The 18,298-nt window shown below is 71.7% G+C and carries 15 protein-coding genes; 8 read left to right on the top strand and 7 right to left on the bottom strand.

The features are described 5' to 3' along the window. Positions 1-63: 63 nt before the first annotated feature. Positions 64-810, bottom strand: coding sequence for a polyphosphate--glucose phosphotransferase (ppgK, locus tag AB0B40_RS14990; protein ID WP_345046701.1), 747 nt, complete (start codon positions 808-810; stop codon positions 64-66). A gap of 29 nt (positions 811-839) precedes the next feature. Next, positions 840-1,856: a 4-hydroxy-3-methylbut-2-enyl diphosphate reductase gene (locus AB0B40_RS14995; protein WP_345046699.1), complete on the bottom strand. Its 1,017-nt coding sequence runs from the start codon at positions 1,854-1,856 to the stop codon at positions 840-842. Positions 1,857-2,247: 391 nt separating this feature from the next. Between AB0B40_RS14995 and xseA the strand changes: the two genes are divergently transcribed. The 3 genes from xseA (at position 2,248) to AB0B40_RS15010 (ending at position 4,436) form a co-directional block, all read left to right on the top strand. After that, positions 2,248-3,456, top strand: coding sequence for an exodeoxyribonuclease VII large subunit (gene xseA / locus AB0B40_RS15000; RefSeq protein ID WP_345046697.1), 1,209 nt, complete (start codon positions 2,248-2,250; stop codon positions 3,454-3,456). After that, complete coding sequence (locus AB0B40_RS15005; RefSeq protein ID WP_345046696.1) at positions 3,453-3,689, top strand: exodeoxyribonuclease VII small subunit; 237 nt, start codon at positions 3,453-3,455, stop codon at positions 3,687-3,689. The genes xseA and AB0B40_RS15005 overlap by 4 nt, the downstream gene beginning before the upstream one ends. A gap of 156 nt (positions 3,690-3,845) precedes the next feature. Next, on the top strand, positions 3,846-4,436 hold the full coding sequence (locus AB0B40_RS15010) for a malonic semialdehyde reductase (protein ID WP_345046695.1): 591 nt from the start codon (positions 3,846-3,848) through the stop codon (positions 4,434-4,436). 82 nt (positions 4,437-4,518) lie between these two features. Here AB0B40_RS15010 and AB0B40_RS15015 read toward each other — a convergent pair whose 3' ends face one another. Continuing rightward, positions 4,519-5,046 carry a DUF4245 domain-containing protein gene (locus AB0B40_RS15015; RefSeq protein WP_345046693.1) on the bottom strand — a complete coding sequence of 176 codons (528 nt, stop codon included), beginning with the start codon at positions 5,044-5,046 and terminating at the stop codon, positions 4,519-4,521. Between the two features lie 128 nt (positions 5,047-5,174). Here AB0B40_RS15015 and glpX point away from each other — a divergent pair, with 128 nt between their 5' ends. Further along, on the top strand, positions 5,175-6,209 hold the full coding sequence (glpX, locus tag AB0B40_RS15020; protein ID WP_345046692.1) for a class II fructose-bisphosphatase: 1,035 nt from the start codon (positions 5,175-5,177) through the stop codon (positions 6,207-6,209). A 170-nt stretch (positions 6,210-6,379) separates the two neighbouring features. Here the strand turns inward: glpX and AB0B40_RS15025 are convergent, their stop codons facing one another. Continuing rightward, positions 6,380-6,754 carry a WhiB family transcriptional regulator gene (locus AB0B40_RS15025; protein ID WP_345046690.1) on the bottom strand — a complete coding sequence of 125 codons (375 nt, stop codon included), beginning with the start codon at positions 6,752-6,754 and terminating at the stop codon, positions 6,380-6,382. Between the two features lie 175 nt (positions 6,755-6,929). Continuing rightward, positions 6,930-7,619 carry a DUF1707 domain-containing protein gene (locus AB0B40_RS15030; protein ID WP_362264054.1) on the bottom strand — a complete coding sequence of 230 codons (690 nt, stop codon included), beginning with the start codon at positions 7,617-7,619 and terminating at the stop codon, positions 6,930-6,932. 170 nt (positions 7,620-7,789) lie between these two features. Here AB0B40_RS15030 and AB0B40_RS15035 point away from each other — a divergent pair, with 170 nt between their 5' ends. After that, positions 7,790-9,463, top strand: a complete 1,674-nt coding sequence (locus tag AB0B40_RS15035) for a fumarate hydratase (protein WP_362264055.1) — start codon at positions 7,790-7,792, stop codon at positions 9,461-9,463. A gap of 16 nt (positions 9,464-9,479) precedes the next feature. Here AB0B40_RS15035 and AB0B40_RS15040 read toward each other — a convergent pair whose 3' ends face one another. Further along, the gene (locus tag AB0B40_RS15040; protein ID WP_345046684.1) at positions 9,480-10,994 is read right to left on the bottom strand and encodes a ricin-type beta-trefoil lectin domain protein; all 1,515 of its coding nucleotides are present in this window, start codon (positions 10,992-10,994) and stop codon (positions 9,480-9,482) included. Between the two features lie 103 nt (positions 10,995-11,097). On the opposite strand from AB0B40_RS15040, the gene AB0B40_RS15045 reads away from it, so the two are divergent. The 3 genes from AB0B40_RS15045 (at position 11,098) to AB0B40_RS15055 (ending at position 15,694) form a co-directional block, all read left to right on the top strand. Continuing rightward, positions 11,098-12,495 carry a class II fumarate hydratase gene (locus AB0B40_RS15045; protein ID WP_362264056.1) on the top strand — a complete coding sequence of 466 codons (1,398 nt, stop codon included), beginning with the start codon at positions 11,098-11,100 and terminating at the stop codon, positions 12,493-12,495. Between the two features lie 83 nt (positions 12,496-12,578). Beyond that, the gene (locus AB0B40_RS15050; RefSeq protein WP_345046681.1) at positions 12,579-13,268 is read left to right on the top strand and encodes a DUF402 domain-containing protein; all 690 of its coding nucleotides are present in this window, start codon (positions 12,579-12,581) and stop codon (positions 13,266-13,268) included. A 302-nt stretch (positions 13,269-13,570) separates the two neighbouring features. Continuing rightward, on the top strand, positions 13,571-15,694 hold the full coding sequence (locus AB0B40_RS15055) for a SpoIIE family protein phosphatase (RefSeq protein WP_345046679.1): 2,124 nt from the start codon (positions 13,571-13,573) through the stop codon (positions 15,692-15,694). A 64-nt stretch (positions 15,695-15,758) separates the two neighbouring features. Here AB0B40_RS15055 and AB0B40_RS15060 read toward each other — a convergent pair whose 3' ends face one another. Beyond that, positions 15,759-18,146: a transglycosylase domain-containing protein gene (locus AB0B40_RS15060; RefSeq protein WP_345046678.1), complete on the bottom strand. Its 2,388-nt coding sequence runs from the start codon at positions 18,144-18,146 to the stop codon at positions 15,759-15,761. Positions 18,147-18,298 lie beyond the last annotated feature (152 nt).

An 18,298-nucleotide genomic window follows, 5' to 3' on the forward strand; every position in this document is an offset into this window, starting at 1 on the left:
CCGGAGCCGGCCGGGGGCGGGGTCGCCGGTGACCCCGCCCCGGGCCGGCTCGGGCGTACGGCTCTAGACCTGCTGGGCCGCTCTCATCGCCGCGCCCACGATCCCCGCGTTGTTCTGCAGCTGCGCGGGGACGATCTCGGCCTTGATGCCGTCGAGCAGGTGCAGGAACTTGTCCGCCTTGCGGCTGACGCCGCCGCCGACGATGAACAGGTCCGGCGAGAACAGCATCTCCACGTGCGCCAGGTACTGCTGGACGCGATGGGCCCACCGCTCCCAGCTGAGGTCGTGGTCCTCCTTGGCCTTGCTGGAGGCACGCTTCTCCGCGTCGTGGCCGTGCAGCTCCAGGTGGCCGAGTTCCGTGTTGGGGATCAGGGCGCCGTCCACGAAGACGGCGCTGCCGATGCCGGTGCCGAAGGTGAGCAGGATGACCGTGCCCCCGCGGCCCCGCCCGGCGCCGAACTCCATCTCGGCGACGCCCGCCGCGTCCGCGTCGTTGACCACGGTCACCGGGAGTCCGCCGAGTCTGCCGCTGAACAACGCGCGCGCGTCCGTGTCGATCCAGCTCTTGTCCACGTTCGCGGCCGTACGGACCGTGGCGCCGCCGGTGACCACTCCGGGGAAGGTCAGGCCGACCGGCCCGGTCCAGCCGAAGTGGTCCACGACCTGCTTGACCCCGTCGGCGACGCCGTCGGGCGTCGCCGGATGCGGGGTGAGCACCTTGCAGCGCTCCTGGGCCAGGCCGCCCCGGTCGAGATCCACAGGGGCGCCCTTGATCCCGGATCCGCCGATGTCCACACCGAAGATCTGCATGGCTCCACGTTACGACGGCCCACTGACGGTCACGCCACGGGCGTGCCGCTTCCGCCGCGCTCGGCGACCAGGGCGGCGGCCTCGTCCCGCAGGTCGCGGCGCAGTTCCTTGGGCAGCGAGAAGGTGATCGACTCCTCGGCCGCCCTGACCAGCTCCACGTCCGCGTAGCCGCGCTCGGCGAGCCATTCCAGGACCTGCTCGACCAGCACCTCGGGGACGGAGGCACCGGAGGTGACGCCGACCGTCGTCACGCCCTCCAGCCAGGTCTCCTCGATCTCGTCGGCGAAGTCCACCAGGTGGGCGTCGCGGGCGCCGGCGAGCTTGGCGACCTCGACCAGCCGCTTGGAGTTGGAGGAGTTGCGCGAGCCGACGACGATGACCAGGTCGGCCTCGGCGCCCATCTGCTTCACGGCGAGCTGGCGGTTCTGCGTGGCGTAGCAGATGTCGTCGCTGGGCGGGGAGACGAGCCCGGGGAACTTCGTCTTCAGCGCGTCGACGGTCTCCATGGTCTCGTCGACGGACAGGGTGGTCTGGGAGAGCCAGACGACCTTCGACGGGTCGCGGACCTCGACCTTGGCGACGTCCTCGGGGCCGTCGACCAGCTGGATGTGGTCGGGGGCCTCGCCGGAGGTGCCGATGACCTCCTCGTGGCCCTCGTGCCCGATCAGGAGGATGTCGTAGTCGTCGCCCGCGTACCGGACGGCTTCCTTGTGGACCTTGGTGACCAGGGGGCAGGTGGCGTCGATGGTGGCGAGCCGGCCCTGCCTGGCCTCCTCGTGCACCACGGGGGCGACGCCGTGCGCGGAGAACATGACGATGTTGCCCGGCGGCACCTCCTCCGTGCGCTCGACGAAGACGGCGCCCTTCTTCTCCAGGGTCTGCACGACGTACTTGTTGTGGACGATCTCGTGCCGGACGTAGATCGGGGCCCCGTACTGCTCCAGGGCTTTCTCGACGGCGATCACGGCGCGGTCCACGCCGGCGCAGTAGCCCCGGGGGGCGGCGAGCAGGACACGGCGGCCAGACGAAGCGGTCATGCGTCCCATCGTAAGGCCGCGTCCGGCGGCCCGGAGATCGCGTTCCCCCGGCCCCGCGGGCAAGACCGGTGGGTATGTCCGACACCGGAACGACGGTCGGCGAGGCCGGCACGGACCACCGGCTGCGGCGCGGAGCGGGCGCGCGGGATCTCGTGGTCCACGGGTTGCCGTCCATCGCCCCGATGGCACCGGTCGGGGTGTCCGCCGCCGCGGACTCACACCCCCGGCGGCGGCCGGTCCCCTGGCCCTCATCGGGCGGCGGGCGCGACGGCGGCGCTCGGGCGGCTGCCCCCGGGGGTGCGGGGCACCGCGCGGTCGGCCGCCGTGGGGCCGCCCCGGTGGCGCCCCGCCGCCCACGGCGCGTGGCCGGAGTGTCGGTCCCGGCCGTTAGGCTCGCCGCATGGCTGTCAACACGTCCCCGCAGTCCCCCCTGCCCGTAGGCGAGGTGTCGCGGCTCATCGGGGGCTGGATCGACCGGCTCGGCGCGGTGTGGGTCGAGGGGCAGATCACGCAGTTGTCGCGCCGCCCCGGCGCGGGCGTCGTGTTCCTCACGCTGCGCGACCCGTCGTACGACATCTCCGTCAGCGTGACCTGTTATCGCCAGGTGTTCGACGCGGTCGCGGACGTCGTCGGCGAGGGCGCCCGGGTCGTCGTCCTGGCCAAGCCCGAGTGGTACGCGCCCCGGGGCCAGCTGTCGCTGCGCGCCGCCGAGATCAAGCCGGTCGGCGTCGGTGAGCTGCTGGCCCGGCTGGAGCAGCTGAAGAAGGCCCTCGCGGCCGAGGGCCTGTTCGCGCCGGAGCGCAAGAAGCCGCTGCCGTTCCTGCCGCAGCTGATCGGGCTGGTGTGCGGCCGGGCGTCCGCCGCGGAGCGGGACGTGCTGGAGAACGCCCGGCACCGCTGGCCCGCCGTCCGCTTCGAGGTGCGCAACGTCCCCGTGCAGGGTGTGCACGCCGTCCCGCAGGTCGTGCAGGCCGTCAAGGAGCTGGACGCGATCGACGAGGTGGACGTGATCATCGTCGCGCGCGGCGGCGGCAGCGTCGAGGACCTGCTGCCCTTCTCCGACGAGCAGCTGGTGCGGGCGGTGGCCGGGTGCCGTACGCCCGTCGTGTCCGCGATCGGGCACGAACCGGACAGCCCGTTGCTCGACCACGTCGCCGACCTGCGCGCCTCCACGCCGACGGACGCGGCCAAGAAGGTCGTCCCGGACGTGGGCGAGGAGCTGGGGCGGGTGCGGATGCTGCGGGACCGGGCGCGGCGCTGCATGGCCGCGTTCGTGGAGCGGGAGGAGCGCGGGCTGGCGCACGCGCTGGGGCGGCCCGCGATGGAGGATCCGCACCGGATGCTCGACGAGCGCGCCGACCATGTGGTCTCCCTGCTGGAGCGCGGGCGGCGCACCCTGGGGCATCTGCTGGACCGCGCGGACTCGGAGCTGACGCACACGCACGCGCGTGTGGTGGCCCTCTCCCCCGCGGCGACGCTCCGGCGCGGTTACGCGGTGCTGCAGCGGGCGGACGGGCACGCGGTGCGCGATCCGGCCGAGGTGACGGCGGGCGAGGCGCTGCGGGCCCGCGTCGCCGACGGTGAATTCACAGTGAAGGTGGGCGAATGACGAGCAAGGTGGACGAGGCGCTCTCGTACGAGCAGGCGCGGGACGAGCTGATCGAGGTCGTACGGCGGCTGGAGGCGGGCGGTACGACGCTGGAGGAGTCCCTGGCGCTGTGGGAGCGCGGCGAGGAGCTGGCCAGGGTGTGCCGGCGCTGGCTGGAGGGGGCCCGGGCCCGGCTGGACGCGGCGCTGGCCGAGGAGGAGGCGGCAGACGCGGCCGAGGAGGACGGCGAGTAGGCCGCCGGGCTGCGGGGCCGCTGGGCCGGGAGCGGGCTGTGAAGCGGCTCACCACGCCCCGGTTTTAGTTGAAGCTTAAATCTAAACTGGCGTAGGGTCGGTGCCGTCAGCCGGTCCGGGCACCCCGGACCGGACGCGCGTCCGAGGAAGTCACGCATGTCTCTCGTTCTTGACCCCGCTGCCCAGGACCTGCTGTTCCGCGAGGCCCGTACCGCGAACACCTTCACCGACGAGCCGGTGACCGAGGAGCAGGTCCAGGCGATCTACGACCTGGTCAAGTACGGCCCCACCGCCTTCAACCAGAGCCCGCTGCGCGTCACCGTGGTCCGCTCCGCCGAGGCCCGCGAGCGCCTGGTGCAGCACATGGCCGAGGGCAACCAGGCCAAGACCGCCGCCGCCCCGCTGGCCGTCATCCTCTCCGCGGACAACGAGTTCCACGAGGAGCTGCCCGCCCTCTTCCCGCACTTCCCGCAGGCCAAGGACGTCTTCTTCAGCGAGCGCCCGGCCCGCGAGGGCGCCGCCGCGCTGAACGCCGCGCTCCAGGCCGCCTACTTCATCGTCGGCGTCCGCGCCGCCGGTCTGGCCGCCGGCCCGATGACCGGCTTCGACTTCGAGGGCGTCCGCAAGGAGTTCCTGGACGACGACCACACCCCGCTGATGGTCGTCAACATCGGCCGCCCGGGCCCGGACGCCTGGTTCCCGCGCTCGCCGCGCCTGGCCTATGAGGACGTCGTCACGACCGTCTGACGGCCCGCACGACCGCACGCACGAAGAGGCCCCCGGCACCCAAGAAGACCGCCGGGGGCCTCTTTCGCGTGCCGGGCGCGGCTCACGCCAGCTTCAGCGCCGCCACCATCGTCCTCAGCTCCTCGAAGGAGCCGGTGCCGGCCACCACCGTCGTGGAGCCGGGAGTGCCCTGCAGGACCAGGGCGTCGTACCGGCCGCCGGCGTAACGGGTCCAGGTACGGCCGTCGATCCGCTCGGTCCGCTTCGTCTGCGAGCCGCCCTGACTGGCCTGGTCGATGAAGTCGGCGCGCTTCTGCCGGGACTGCTCGATCTGCACGTACTGGCCGTCCGGCGTCTGGAAGCCGAGGTGCCAGCGGTCGGACTTCTCGCCCTGGAAGCGCACCGAGGTCGCCTTCCAGGTGTCCGGCAGGCCTTCGGGCGCGGCCACCGGGTAGCCCGCCGCGCGGCGGGCCGTGAGCAGCTCGACCCGGTAGTCGACCCGCTTGAGGTCGGGAGCGTGATCGTCGCGCGGGATGCTGAGGAAGTAGACGACCGCCGCCGCGATACCGATCAGGGCCAGGGAGAGGATCATGTCCCGGGCCGTCTTCTGCTTGCCGTTCGAACCTGCCACGCCCTCTATCGTCGCAGGTACCCCGAGCGCTCATCCGTGGGGTCCCCTGCTCATTTTGTCTGCCTAACGATAGAGTCGGGGACCAAGACCCTCATCCGGCCGTCGTCGTATCAGAAAGGTGCGCTCCGATGACCGAACACCATCACCTGCCGTCCGAGCTCGATGTTCCCTCGGAGGCTCCCGACCGCAACCTCGCCCTGGAACTCGTCCGGGTGACCGAAGCCGCCGCGATGGCCGCGGGCCGCTGGGTGGGGCGCGGTGACAAGAACGGCGCCGACGGCGCCGCGGTGCGCGCCATGCGGACCCTCGTCTCCACCGTGTCGATGAACGGCGTGGTCGTCATCGGCGAGGGCGAGAAGGACGAGGCCCCGATGCTCTTCAACGGGGAGCACGTGGGCGACGGCACCGGCCCCGAGGTCGACATCGCCGTCGACCCGATCGACGGCACCACGCTGACGGCCAAGGGCATGCCGAACGCGATCGCCGTCCTCGCCGCCGCCGAGCGCGGCGCGATGTTCGACCCGTCCGCCGTGTTCTACATGGACAAGCTGGTCACCGGCCCCGAGGCCGCCGAATTCGTCGACATCGACGCGCCCGTGGCCGTGAACATCAAGCGGATCGCCAAGGCGAAGAAGGTCACGCCCGAGGACGTCACCGTCGTCATCCTCGACCGGCCGCGGCACGAGGGCCTGATCCGGGAGGTCCGGGAGGCCGGTGCGCGCATCAAACTCATCTCCGACGGCGATGTCGCCGGGTCGGTGTACGCGCTGCGCGAGGGCACCGGCGTCGACCTGCTGCTCGGCATCGGCGGCACCCCCGAGGGCATCATCTCGGCCTGCGCCGTGAAGTGCCTGGGCGGGACCATCCAGGGCAAGCTGTGGCCGAAGGACGACGAGGAGCGGCAGCGGGCGATCGACGCCGGGCACGATCTGGACCGGGTGCTCACCACGGACGACCTGGTGTCCGGGGAGAACGTGTTCTTCGTGGCGACCGGCATCACCGACGGCGAGCTGCTGCGCGGTGTCCGGTACCGGCCCGAGAAGGCGCTGACCGAGTCGATCGTGATGCGGTCGAAGTCGGGGACGGTGCGCAGGATCGACTCCGAGCACCGGCTGAGCAAGCTGCGGGCCTACAGCGCGATCGATTTCGACCGGGCCAAGTAGCGCCCGCCGGGGAGGAGTTGCCGGCGCCCCCGGTGCGGAGGGGGCGCCCGCATCCGGCCCCGGGCCCTCCCGTTCGGATCGTGCCGGGCTCGCGGGCCCGGCACCGCGCGCCGGCCCAGGCAGGCCGAGCCCGGTCCAGCCAGGCCCAGCCCGGTCCAGCCGAAGGACCTCTAACCCGCCATGCGGTTCGCCGACGCCCGTGCCGTCTTCTTCAGCTCCATCTCCCGGCGGCGGCGCCTCGCCAGGACCACCCGGCGTTCGGCCGCCGTGAGGCCGCCCCAGACGCCGTAGGGCTCGGGCTGGAGCAGGGCGTGTTCGCGGCACTCGACCATGACCGGACATCCGGAGCAGACCCGCTTGGCCGCCTCCTCGCGGGACAGCCGTGCGGCGGTCGGCTCCTTGGACGGGGCGAAGAACAGGCCGGCCTCGTCGCGCCGGCACACCGCCTCGGTGTGCCAGGGTGCGTCCTGGTCCCTTTCTCGCGCTGGCACCCGCGGGGCCGGAACGGCGGCTACCTGCAGGGACGAATGCGGCGATTGCAGCACGGTCTACTCCTGACGACGGCTTCGCGAGCGAGAGACGATGCAGCAAGGCCTACCCGCTGTGCGCGCGCCTATGCACAGAGTTCCCGTTCGCGGGCGCGCGGCGACTCGTTCACTCCCCCCGCCCCGACACCACCGCGGGCCCTGGCCGCCTTGGCCGCCGACGGCTTCGCGACCGTCAATGCCCCAGGTGTTTGCGCAGCTTCCGGTCGACCTTGTCCTGGACGCGCTCCATGATGTCCGCCACGAGCTTGCCGCGCTTGGGCCGCGCCTCGACGTTGCCGAGGACGGCCCAGCCGTCGACGTAGACGACCGGCGCGTCGGGGTCCACCGAGTCCAGCGGGCTCACCTCGAAGTTGCCGAGCACCCCGCCCCCGGTGCCGCGCAGCGAGATGTTCTCCGGGACGCGGATCTGGACGTCGCCGAAGACGGAGACCGCCTTGATCACCACCTGCTGGTACTCGAAGATCGCCTCGCTGAGGTCGATCTCGACACTGCCGAAGACCGCGTACGCGTGCAGCCGGCGCCCGGCGCGCCAGCGGCCCCGGCGCATCGCGCTGCTGAACACCGCGACGACGTTGGCGTCGGCCTCCGCCGGGATCGCGCCCGGGTCCGGGCGCGGCGGGGCGGGCATGCGGGCGGAGGCGGCATGGCGGCGGTGGGCCGCGGGCAGGTCGCGGATGAAGACCTCCAGCTCACCCACCGTCTTGGCGTTCAGCACTCCGTCCACGCGCTCGGCGTGCTCGTCGGGGGTCAGCCGCCCCTCGGCCAGGGCCTCGCGGAGGATGTCGGCGACCCGGTCGCGGTCGGCGTCCGAGGCACGCAGCTCGCTGACGGGTGTGGGTGCGGTCTGCTTCTGAAGGTCCACGGCAGCAGCGTACCCACACACGATAGATCGCGACACCCCCCGGTCGGCGCGGCGGCCCGGCCCCCGGACTGAGCCTTACCTCACAAGCTCGTCGCCGACGGCAGGTCCTACGCTGGTGAGGCCCGCCAACGTCGGCGGGCAGCCGTCCGTAGAGTGAGGAATGGGCTGCGATGCCTGAGTTCGCGTACACCGATCTGCTCCCCCAGGGCGAGGACACCACCCCCTACCGGCTGGTGACCTCCGAGGGCGTCTCCACGGTCGAGGGACCGGACGGGCGGACGTTCCTCAAGGTGGAGCCGGAGGCGCTGCGCAAGCTGGCCGAGGAGGCCGTCCACGACATCCAGCACTACCTGCGACCGGCCCACCTCGCCCAGCTGCGCCGCATCATCGACGACCCCGAGGCGTCGGGCAACGACAAGTTCGTCGCGCTCGACCTGCTGAAGAACGCGAACATCGCGGCGGCCGGCGTACTGCCGATGTGCCAGGACACGGGCACGGCGATCGTCATGGGCAAGCGCGGGCAGAACGTGCTGACCGAGGGCGCTGACGAGAAGCACCTCTCGCACGGCATCTACGACGCCTACACCAAGCTCAACCTGCGCTACTCGCAGATGGCTCCGCTCACCATGTGGGAGGAGAAGAACACCGGCTCCAACCTGCCGGCCCAGATCGAGCTGTACGCGACCGACGGCGCCGCCTACAAGTTCCTGTTCATGGCCAAGGGCGGCGGCTCGGCCAACAAGTCCTTCCTGTACCAGGAGACGAAGGCCGTCCTGAACGAGGCCTCCATGATGAAGTTCCTGGAGGAGAAGATCCGCTCGCTCGGTACGGCCGCCTGCCCGCCGTACCACCTGGCGATCGTGGTCGGCGGCACGTCGGCCGAGTACGCGCTGAAGACCGCGAAGTACGCCTCCGCGCACTACCTGGACAACGCGCCCACCGAGGGCTCGCCGCTCGGCCACGGCTTCCGGGACAAGGAGCTGGAGGAGAAGGTCTTCGAGCTGACCCAGAAGATCGGCATCGGCGCGCAGTTCGGCGGCAAGTACTTCTGCCACGACGTCCGCGTGGTCCGCCTCCCGCGGCACGGCGCCTCCTGCCCGGTCGCCATCGCCGTGTCCTGCTCGGCCGACCGCCAGGCCGTCGCGAAGATCACCGCCGAGGGCGTCTTCCTGGAGCAGCTGGAGACGGACCCGGCGCGCTTCCTGCCGGAGACCACGCAGGAGCAGCTCGACGAGGCCGGCGACGTCGTGAAGATCGACCTCAACCAGCCGATGGACACGATCCTCGCCGAGCTGACCAAGTACCCGGTCAAGACCCGGCTGTCGCTGACCGGCCCGCTGGTCGTGGCCCGCGACATCGCGCACGCCAAGATCAAGGAACGCCTCGACGCGGGCGAGGAGATGCCGCAGTACCTGAAGGACCACCCGGTGTACTACGCCGGCCCGGCGAAGACCCCCGAGGGCTACGCGTCCGGGTCCTTCGGTCCGACGACGGCCGGCCGCATGGACTCCTACGTGGAGCAGTTCCAGGCCGCGGGCGGCTCCAAGGTGATGCTCGCCAAGGGCAACCGCAGCAAGCAGGTCACCGACGCGTGCGACGCCCACGGCGGCTTCTACCTCGGCTCCATCGGCGGCCCGGCCGCCCGTCTCGCCCAGGACTGCATCAAGAAGGTGGAGGTCCTGGAGTACGAGGAGCTGGGCATGGAGGCCGTCTGGCGGATCGAGGTCGAGGACTTCCCGGCGTTCATCGTGGTGGACGACAAGGGCAACGACTTCTTCACCTCACGGGAACCGGAGCAGCCGACGTTCACCAGCATCCCGGTGCGGGGTCCCGGCCTGGCCTGAGCCCGCCCCGCCCGGGTCAGCTGAAGTGCTGGGTGGCCGATCCGTCGCAGGGCTGCAGGCGGATCCGGGACCTGGCCGCCGTCTGGGTCAGGCACAGGCCCGTCGCCGCCGCGGGGCGGATCGTGTCCGACCGGCGTACGAAGCGCTGGTTGGCGCCGCCGTGGCAGTTCCACAGGATGAGGCCCGTGCCGGCGGTGTAGGAGCCGCCCGGCACGTCGAGACACCGGTCGTGGCTCAGCCCCACGTGCAGGGCGCCCCGCCCGCTGTCGTACCACCAGCTCTGGTTGCGGCCCCCGTGGCAGTCCCAGCCGATGACCTCGGTGCCGTTCGCGCTCGCTCCGCCCGAGGCGTCCAGGCAGTTGCCGGTGGCCCGGTCGGCCAGGGGGCGGAAGGCGTCGTCCCAGGCGCCCGGGTACAGCTCCGGGGTGCCGGTGCTCGCGGGGTCGGCGCAACTCGCCTCGCGGTAGCCGGAGTCGTAGAACCGGGTCAGGCAGGCGGCGAAGGCACCGTGGCCCCGGGCGTTGGGGTGGAAGGACTGCCGTACCGAGTTGGAGTCGGGCGGGAAGGGGTTGGTGAGGTCCACGTACAGACCCCGCGCCCAGGTGTCCTCCGTGCAGACCTCGTGGCCGTGGAAGAGGCGGGAGTCGTCCAGATAGGAGGCGCCGCTCTCTTCCGCCGCCTTGCGCATGCCGCGTTCGAAGAGCGGGACGGCGGTGTTCCGGCCCCAGGCGGCGTCGGTGTCGTAGCCCAGGCAGCCGCCCGGGAGCTTGCCGGGGAAGTCCGGGTTGTCGCGGAAGTCGGGGCCGATGGGGCTCGGGTAGCCCATGAGGACGAGCTTGTAGTCGTCGTCCGCGTAGCCCGCGTCCCGCATCACCGTCCTCAGGTCGGCGACGGTGGCCTCCACCTTGGGCACCAGGGCGTCGACGCGGGCCTGCCAGCCGGGGCCGTAGGTGGGCTCGCAGGTGCCCTGGAGGGTGAGGTAGCGGGTGACGCAGTCGGTCATCACGGGGCCGAACTGCAGGTCGTCGTTGGCGCCCACGACCAGCACGATCATTTTCACGCGGGTGGTGCGGGCCTTGACCGCGAGGCTGTCGCTCTGGACGGGTTCGTCGGCGTACTGCTTGCTGCCGCCGATGCGGATGTTGCCGGTGTAGGCGCCGGAGCAGGCGACGTTGTAGGTGACGTCGGCGGGGATGCCGGTGCGGTGGATGGCCGCCTGCGGTGAGCGGTGGCACCAGTTGTCCGGGCCGTTGGTGCCGGGCTCGTAGGTGCCCACGCCCTCGCCGGAGATCTCGCTGTCGCCCAGGGAGATCAGCGAGGTCTCGCGGTCGGCGAGGGGCCGCTGGGCCGGGTCGCCGTAGAGGGCGGTGGCCTCGGCGGCGCGGACGCGTTCCAGGCCGGGCGGCAGAGGGGTGGCCGCCGTGGTGGCGGGGGCCGCTCGGGTGACGGGGGCCGAGAGGCCCGCGAACACGGTGGCGGCCGTCGCGACAGCGGCGGCCGTACATCTGATCCTGGTCCTGACGCGTTGCATGACGCCTCCCCGATACAGGTGTTACCCCCGGTATGTACTGGCGGGTAGTCAGTTTGGGAATACGCGTGCCACGACAAGTGCTCACGTTTTCGGAGGTACGACGATGACGACCGAAGAGCCGCAGTACCGGATCGAGCACGACTCGATGGGCGAGGTCCGGGTCCCGGCCCATGCCAAGTGGCGGGCGCAGACGCAGCGCGCCGTCGAGAACTTCCCGGTCTCCGGGCAGCGCATCGAGCGGGCGCACATCGAGGCCCTCGCCCGCGTCAAGGCCGCGGCGGCGAAGGTGAACGCCGAGCTGGGCGTGCTGGACAAGGAGGTCGCGGAGGCGATCCAGGAGGCGGCCGGCGAGGTCGCCGCGGGGAAGTGGGACGAGCACTTCCCGGTGGACGTGTTCCAGACGGGCTCCGGGACCTCGTCCAACATGAACACCAACGAGGTCATCGCGACGCTCGCGACCGAGCGGCTCGGCCGGGACGTGCACCCCAACGACCACGTCAACGCCTCGCAGTCGTCCAACGACGTCTTCCCCTCCTCCCTCCACATCGCGGCCACCGCGGCCGTCACCCACGACCTGGTCCCGGCCCTGGAGCACCTCGCCGCGTCCCTGGAGCGCAAGTCCCGGGAGTTCGCCGACGTGGTGAAGTCCGGGCGTACGCACCTGATGGACGCCACGCCGGTGACGCTCGGTCAGGAGTTCGGCGGGTACGCGGCCCAGGTGCGCTACGGCGTCGAGCGGCTGCGCGCCTCGCTCCCCCGGCTGGCGGAGCTGCCGCTCGGCGGCACGGCGGTCGGCACCGGCATCAACACCCCGCCCGGGTTCTCCGCCGCCGTCATCGAGGAGGTCGCCCGGGTCACCGGGCTGCCGCTGACCGAGGCCCGTGACCACTTCGAGGCGCAGGGCGCCCGGGACGGCATCGTGGAGACCAGCGGCCAGCTGCGGACGATCGCGGTCGGCCTGACGAAGATCGCCAACGATCTGCGCTGGATGGCCTCCGGGCCGCGCACCGGTCTCGCCGAGATCCGGCTGCCCGATCTCCAGCCCGGTTCCTCGATCATGCCGGGCAAGGTCAACCCGGTCGTCCCCGAGGCCGTGCTGATGGTCGCCGCCCAGGTCATCGGCAACGACGCCACCATCACCACGGCCGGTGCCGCCGGAAACTTCGAACTGAACGTCATGCTCCCGGTCATCGGCAAGAATGTCCTGGAATCGATCCGGCTGCTCGCCAACGTGTCGCGGCTGCTGGCGGACCGGACGGTGGACGGCATCACCGCCGACCGCGAACGCACGCGCGAGTACGCCGAGTCGTCCCCGTCCGTGGTGACCCCGCTGAACAAGTACATCGGCTACGAGGAGGCCGCGAAGGTCGCCAAGAAGTCCCTCGCCGAGCGCAAGACCATCCGCGAAGTCGTCCTGGAGTGCGGGTACGTGGAGCGCGGCGACCTGACGGCGGAACAGCTCGACGAGGCCCTGGACGTCCTGCGGATGACACACCCGTAAACGCGAGCGAACCTTTCCGGCCACCCCCGCCCGCCGTGACACGCACCGCAGCGTCGTATGCCCGTGGCACCTAATATCTGTGCATGACGGACGACCGAGCGATGACACGAGTGGCGGCGGGGCCCGCGACGCACTGGGCCGCCGGCACACCCATCCTGTGGCGCTACCGGGAGAACGGGGGCACGCACTTCCACATCGCCCGGCCCGTCACTGTCGTACGCGACGACGACGAACTGCTGGCGGTGTGGCTGGCCCCCGGCACCGAGTGCGTGAAACCGGTCCTGGCCGACGGCACGCCCGTGCACCAGGAGCCGCTGGAGTCCCGCTACACCAAGCCGCGCACGGTGCAGCGCGACCGCTGGTTCGGCACGGGCGTGCTGAAGCTGGCCCAGCCCGGCCGGCCCTGGTCGGTGTGGCTGTTCTGGGACCCGGGCTGGCGGTTCAAGAACTGGTACGTGAACCTGGAGCAGCCGCTGTCCCGCTGGGCGGCGGGCGTGGACTCCGAGGACCACTTCCTGGACATCTCCGTGCACCCGGACCGCAGTTGGCACTGGCGGGACGAGGACGAGTTCGCGCAGGCCCGGCGGGACGGGCTGATGGACGCGGCGACCGCCCGCCGGGTGCGGGCGGCGGGCGAGGAGGCGGTGGAGGTGATCCGGGCGTGGGGGCCGCCGTTCTCGGAAGGCTGGCAGCACTGGCGCCCGGACCCGTCCTGGGCGGTACCTTCTCTTCCCGGGGACTGGGACCGCACCCCCGCGCACATGTCCTCATGAGACCCTTGATGCGCCCCAGGGCAAGAAACGTAGGATCGTCCTCCGCAAGGGGCGTTAGCGCAACTCCCGGCGCACCTGCCGGGCTGACCGATCGTCACCGAGGGGCGGCAGGACGTGAGCGTGGGGTACGAGGGCGGCACCACCGCGGAGTGCGGCGGCAGCGCGAACGACAGGGGAACAACCTCCGACCCCGCGGGAATTCCGTTCCTGGGGCACGTATTGCGGGTATCGGGACTTCGGCGGGACCAACTGCGCGCCCGGCGTAACCGGCGCACAGCCCCGGACGGATGGATGCGACACGCGTGACGGAGCAGCCCACCTCCTTCGAACGCCCCCAGCCGGGCGTCGACCCCGCGGAGGCCCGCGGGGCGCTCCTGCGTACCTCGAAACAGCACCCGGCCTTACCCGCGCAGGCCCGGGCCGACACGACGCCCTCGGGCCCGGGCACGGCCACGCCCCGTGGCAAGGGAAAGGACGGCATGGGGAAGGAGCACCCGGTGGGCGGCCCCGAGCACTCCCAGCCCGCCACCACCGAACCCATGGGGGCGCCTCCCGCGCGAGCGAAGCCGGGCATGGGAGACCACCGCCCGCGCCCCGCGCCGGAGGGCATCCCCGCACAGCCCGGCGCCGAGCAGGAGCGGGCGGCGAGCGGTGAGGAGCGCCGTACCGGGCGGGGACTGCCGCCCGGGCGCCCGATGCCGATGCGGCGGGACGGAGACCGGCTCAGGTTCGTGGGCGCGGCCACCCGGCGCATCGCCCGCGGGATCGACCTGGACGAGATCGTGATGGGGTTGTGCCGGGCCACCGTGCCGACCTTCTCCGACGCGATCCTGGTCTATCTGCGCGACCCGCTGCCGGTCGGCGACGAGCGGCCCACCGGCCCGGTGGTGCTGCGGCTGCGCCGCACCGACCGGATACCGGAGGAGCGGGACACCGAGGGGGTGCTGCTGCCGGCCGCGTTCGAGCCGGATCCGGAGCCCTCCGCCCTGGCGGACCTGTCGACGCTCACCACCGAGCTGTGCGAGGTGCGGCCGGGCGGCGCGCTGAACGAGGTGCTGCGCGGGGTACGGCCGGTGTTCGCCGACGCGCCCGCGGCCCGGGCCGCGCTGCCCGAACTGCTCGGCGAGGGCGGCGAGGCCGTCGTGCCGGGCGGGCAGCGCGCGATCCTCGCCCCGCTGCGCGGTCGGCGCCGGGTGATCGGCGCGGCCCTGTTCCTGCGCCGCCCGGAGCGGCCCGCCTTCGAGGCGGACGACCTGCTGGTGGCCGCCCAGCTGGCCACGCACAGCGCGCTCGGCATCGACAAGGCGGTGCTGTACGGCCGGGAGGCGTACATCGCCGACGAGCTGCAGCGCACCATGCTGCCCGAGACCCTGCCCCGGCCGACCGGCGTGCGCCTCGCCTCGCGCTATCTGCCGGCGGCGGAGACCGCGCGGGTCGGCGGCGACTGGTACGACGCGATCCCGCTGCCGGGCAGCCGGGTCGCGCTGGTGGTCGGCGACGTGATGGGCCACTCGATGACCTCGGCGGCGATCATGGGCCAGCTGCGCACCACCGCGCAGACCCTGGCCGGGCTCGACCTGCCGCCGCAGGAGGTGCTGCACCACCTGGACGAGCAGGCGCAGCGCCTGGGCACCGACCGCATGGCGACCTGTCTGTACGCCGTCTACGACCCGGTCACGCACCGCATCACGATCGCCAACGCCGGCCATCCGCCGCCCGTGCTGCTGCACCTGGGCGGGCGGGCCGAGGTGCTGCGGGTGCCGCCGGGCGCGCCGATCGGCGTCGGCGGGGTCGACTTCGAGGCGGTCGAGCTGGACGCGCCCGCCGGAGCCACCCTGCTGCTGTACACCGACGGGCTGGTGGAGTCCCGGCTGCGGGACGTGTGGACCGGCATAGAGCAGCTGCGGGAGAAGCTCGCCGCGACCGCCCAGCTGACCGGCCCCGACCATCCGCCGCCGCTGGAGGCGCTGTGCGACGAGGTGCTGGACATGCTCGGCCCGGGCGACCGGGACGACGACATCGCGCTGCTCGCGGCCAGGTTCGACGGGATCGCGCCGAGCGATGTCGCGTACTGGACGCTGGAGCCGGAGGAGACGGCCCCCGGCCAGGCCCGCCGGCTGGCCCGGCGGGCACTCGCCCGCTGGAACCTGGAGGAGCTGACCGACTCGGTGGAGCTGCTGGTCAGCGAGGTCGTGACGAACGCCGTGCGGTACGCGTCGCGGCCGGTGACGCTGCGGCTGCTGCGCACGGACGTGCTGCGCTGCGAGGTCGGTGACGACGTGCCGCAGCTGCCGCGGCTCAGGCAGGCCCGGGCCACGGACGAGGGCGGGCGCGGCCTGTACCTGGTCAACAGGCTGGCCCGGCGCTGGGGCGCGACCCGGCTGAGCACCGGCAAGGTGGTCTGGTTCGAGCTGAACCGCGGCTGAGCCGGTCACGTCACGACGCCGATGGGGCGCCCGGATCACTCCGGGCGCCCCTTCTCGTGCGCCTCTACTGGCCCTGCTGCCCCAACTGGCCGAAGTCACCGCCGGGGGCGACCGGAGGCTCCGTACTGGGGGAGGTCGGCGGCTGGCTCGACGGGGTCTGGGACGGGGTCTGCGAGGGCGTCCGGGACGGCGTCTGGGACGGGGTCCGGGACGGCGTCTGCGACGGCGTGTGCGAGGTCGGCGGCTCGCTGCTCGGCGTCTGCGACGGCGTCCGGCTCGGGGTCTGCGTCCACGTCGGCGTCTCGGTCGGCGCGACCGCCGCGCCCTGGGTGGTCTCCAGGTCGAACGCGGCCTTGTCCGTGACGCCGAAGGTGTACGCCGCCCAGATCTCCGCCGGGTAGCCGCCGCCGTTGATCCGGCCCGGGGCCGGCAGGCCGGTCGCCCACCTCATGGTCACGTGGGCCTTGGTCTTCGGGTCCTCGCCGAACAGGCCGACGGAGGTGACCAGGTCGGGGGTGTAGCCGGTGAACCAGGCCGACTTGTTCTCGTCGGAGGTACCGGTCTTGCCCGCCACCTGCTGGCCGTCGCGCAGCGGGTTGCTCGCGACGGAGATCTTGGCCGTGCCGTCGTCCACCACGCCGGTGAGCACCGAGGTGACCGTGTCGGCGGCCGTGCGGCTGAGCACCTGGCCGCCGACCGGGTCCGGGATGTCGGCCGTACGGTCCTTCTTCTCCGCCGACTTGATGATGCTCGGGGTCACCTTGTGGCCGTGGTTGGCGAAGGTGGCGTAGATCCCGGCCATCTCCAGCGGGCTGGCGCCCATCGAGCCCAGCGTCTGCGCGGGCACCGCCTGCATGCCCTTGGTGTCCATGCCGAGCTTGCCGGCCGTGCTCATGACCTTGTCCATGCCCACGTCCACACCCATCTGCGCGAAGACGGAGTTGACGGACTTGTTCATCGCCTGCTGCACGGTGATGTCGTGGTAGTCGACGTCGTCCTCGTTCGGCGGGGCGAAGCCGACCTTGGTGCCGTGGTCCAGGACCTGGCGGCGGCTGGTCCCGTCGTAGAGGGTGTTCGCGGTGATCGGCTTGCCGTCCTGCGTGGTGGCGTTCTGCTCCAGCGCGGCGGCGAGGATGACCGGCTTGAACGTCGAGGCCGGCTGGTAGTCCTTGCGGGTGGCGTTGTCGTAGTAGTGCTCGTAGTAGTTCTGGCCGCCGTAGAGCGCGACGATCTTCCCCGTCCGGGGGTCGACGGAGACCGCTCCGGGCTGGATGTCACCGTCGACCTTGCGCTTCTTCTTGTCGAGCTTGCTCGTCAGCTGGGTCTTGACCGCGTTCTCCAGCGCCGCCTGCTTCTTGCGGTCGATGTTGAGGGTGATGGTCCAGCCGTTCTCGACGACCGCGCTCTCGGCCTGCGACTGCGTCAGGCCCTGCTGCGCCATGAGCTGCTTCTCCAGCTGCTGGTTGGCGAGCTCGACGAGGTAGCCCTTCTGCCCGTCGAGGCCCGGGGCTCCCTTGGGCTCCTTGATGCCGGGGAAGCGCATGGCGTCCCGCCGGGCCTTGGGCAGCCAGCCCTCCTTGACCATGTTGTCGAGGACGTAGTTCCAGCGCGCCGTGACCAGCTTCTTGCCGGTGGGGCTGGCGACCGCCCAGTCGTACTGGCTCGGCGCCTGGAGCAGCGCGGCGAGGTAGGCGCCCTGTTCGACGGTGAGCTTCTCCGCGTCCTCGCGGAAGTACGCCTGGGCGGCGGCCTGGATGCCGTAGGCGTTGCGGCCGTAGTAGCTGGTGTTGATGTAACCGGCGAGGATGTCGTCCTTGGACTTCTCGCGGTCCACCTTCAGCGAGATGACCAGTTCCTTCAGCTTGCGCGTGACGGTCTGGTCCTGGTTGAGGTAGAAGTTCTTGACGTACTGCTGGGTGATGGTCGAACCACCCTGCTTGCCCTTGCCGGCCAGGGTGTTGAGGAGGCCGCGGGCCGTGCCTTTGAAGTCGACGCCGGAGTCGTGGTAGAAGCTCTTGTTCTCCGCCGCGACGAAGGTCAGCTGGACCTTGCGGGGCACCTTGGACAGGTCGACGATCTCGCGGTTGACCTTGCCGTCGCGGGCCATGATCGTTCCGTCGCTGAACTTGTAGATGTTGCTCTGCCGCTGGGCTGCGGCGTTGCCCTGGGGGACGTCGACGTACAGGTAGAGGCCGATGAAGCCCAGGATGCCCAGCAGACAGACCCCGAAGAAGGTCCCGAGGATCTTCTTCCAGCCGAATATCCGGCGCAGGAGGCTCTTGGCGGGCTTGCCGCCGGCCGGGGCGGTGCCACCGGCCGCGGACCTGCCGCCCGCCGTCGGTGCGCTGCCGGCCGCCGGTGCGCTGCCGGCCTCGGGGGCGGAGCGGCGGCGCCTGGACGCCGCGCGGTGGCCGCCGCGCTGTCGCGCTCGTCTCTCTTCCGCTCGTCCCATGGGTCCCTACGCTCGCTTCCGTCTTGGGGTCAGCTCCGAAAGCTAACACCCGTCTATATGACAAAGGGCGTCCGATCCGCTCTTTTACGGACGTGACAATCAGCACCCGCCCCATCGGAACCGACGGCTGACACTGGCGCAGGGTTGCTCGA

It is taken from the genome of Streptomyces sp. NPDC042638 (assembly GCF_040647235.1).
GTDB lineage: Bacteria > Actinomycetota > Actinomycetes > Streptomycetales > Streptomycetaceae > Streptomyces > Streptomyces rameus.

What these genes read in the sequence shown, in the direction of transcription:
- AB0B40_RS15060 (WP_345046678.1), bottom strand. Translation starts at nt 18,146, where the DNA reads ATGGGACGAGCGGAAGAGAGACGAGCGCGACAGCGCGGCGGCCACCGC.
- xseA (WP_345046697.1), top strand. Translation starts at nt 2,248, where the DNA reads ATGGCTGTCAACACGTCCCCGCAGTCCCCCCTGCCCGTAGGCGAGGTG.
- AB0B40_RS15050 (WP_345046681.1), top strand. Translation starts at nt 12,579, where the DNA reads ATGACGGACGACCGAGCGATGACACGAGTGGCGGCGGGGCCCGCGACG.
- glpX (WP_345046692.1), top strand. Translation starts at nt 5,175, where the DNA reads ATGACCGAACACCATCACCTGCCGTCCGAGCTCGATGTTCCCTCGGAG.
- ppgK (WP_345046701.1), bottom strand. Translation starts at nt 810, where the DNA reads ATGCAGATCTTCGGTGTGGACATCGGCGGATCCGGGATCAAGGGCGCC.
- AB0B40_RS15040 (WP_345046684.1), bottom strand. Translation starts at nt 10,994, where the DNA reads ATGCAACGCGTCAGGACCAGGATCAGATGTACGGCCGCCGCTGTCGCG.
- AB0B40_RS15005 (WP_345046696.1), top strand. Translation starts at nt 3,453, where the DNA reads ATGACGAGCAAGGTGGACGAGGCGCTCTCGTACGAGCAGGCGCGGGAC.
- AB0B40_RS15010 (WP_345046695.1), top strand. Translation starts at nt 3,846, where the DNA reads ATGTCTCTCGTTCTTGACCCCGCTGCCCAGGACCTGCTGTTCCGCGAG.
- AB0B40_RS15045 (WP_362264056.1), top strand. Translation starts at nt 11,098, where the DNA reads ATGACGACCGAAGAGCCGCAGTACCGGATCGAGCACGACTCGATGGGC.
- AB0B40_RS15035 (WP_362264055.1), top strand. Translation starts at nt 7,790, where the DNA reads ATGCCTGAGTTCGCGTACACCGATCTGCTCCCCCAGGGCGAGGACACC.
- AB0B40_RS14995 (WP_345046699.1), bottom strand. Translation starts at nt 1,856, where the DNA reads ATGGGACGCATGACCGCTTCGTCTGGCCGCCGTGTCCTGCTCGCCGCC.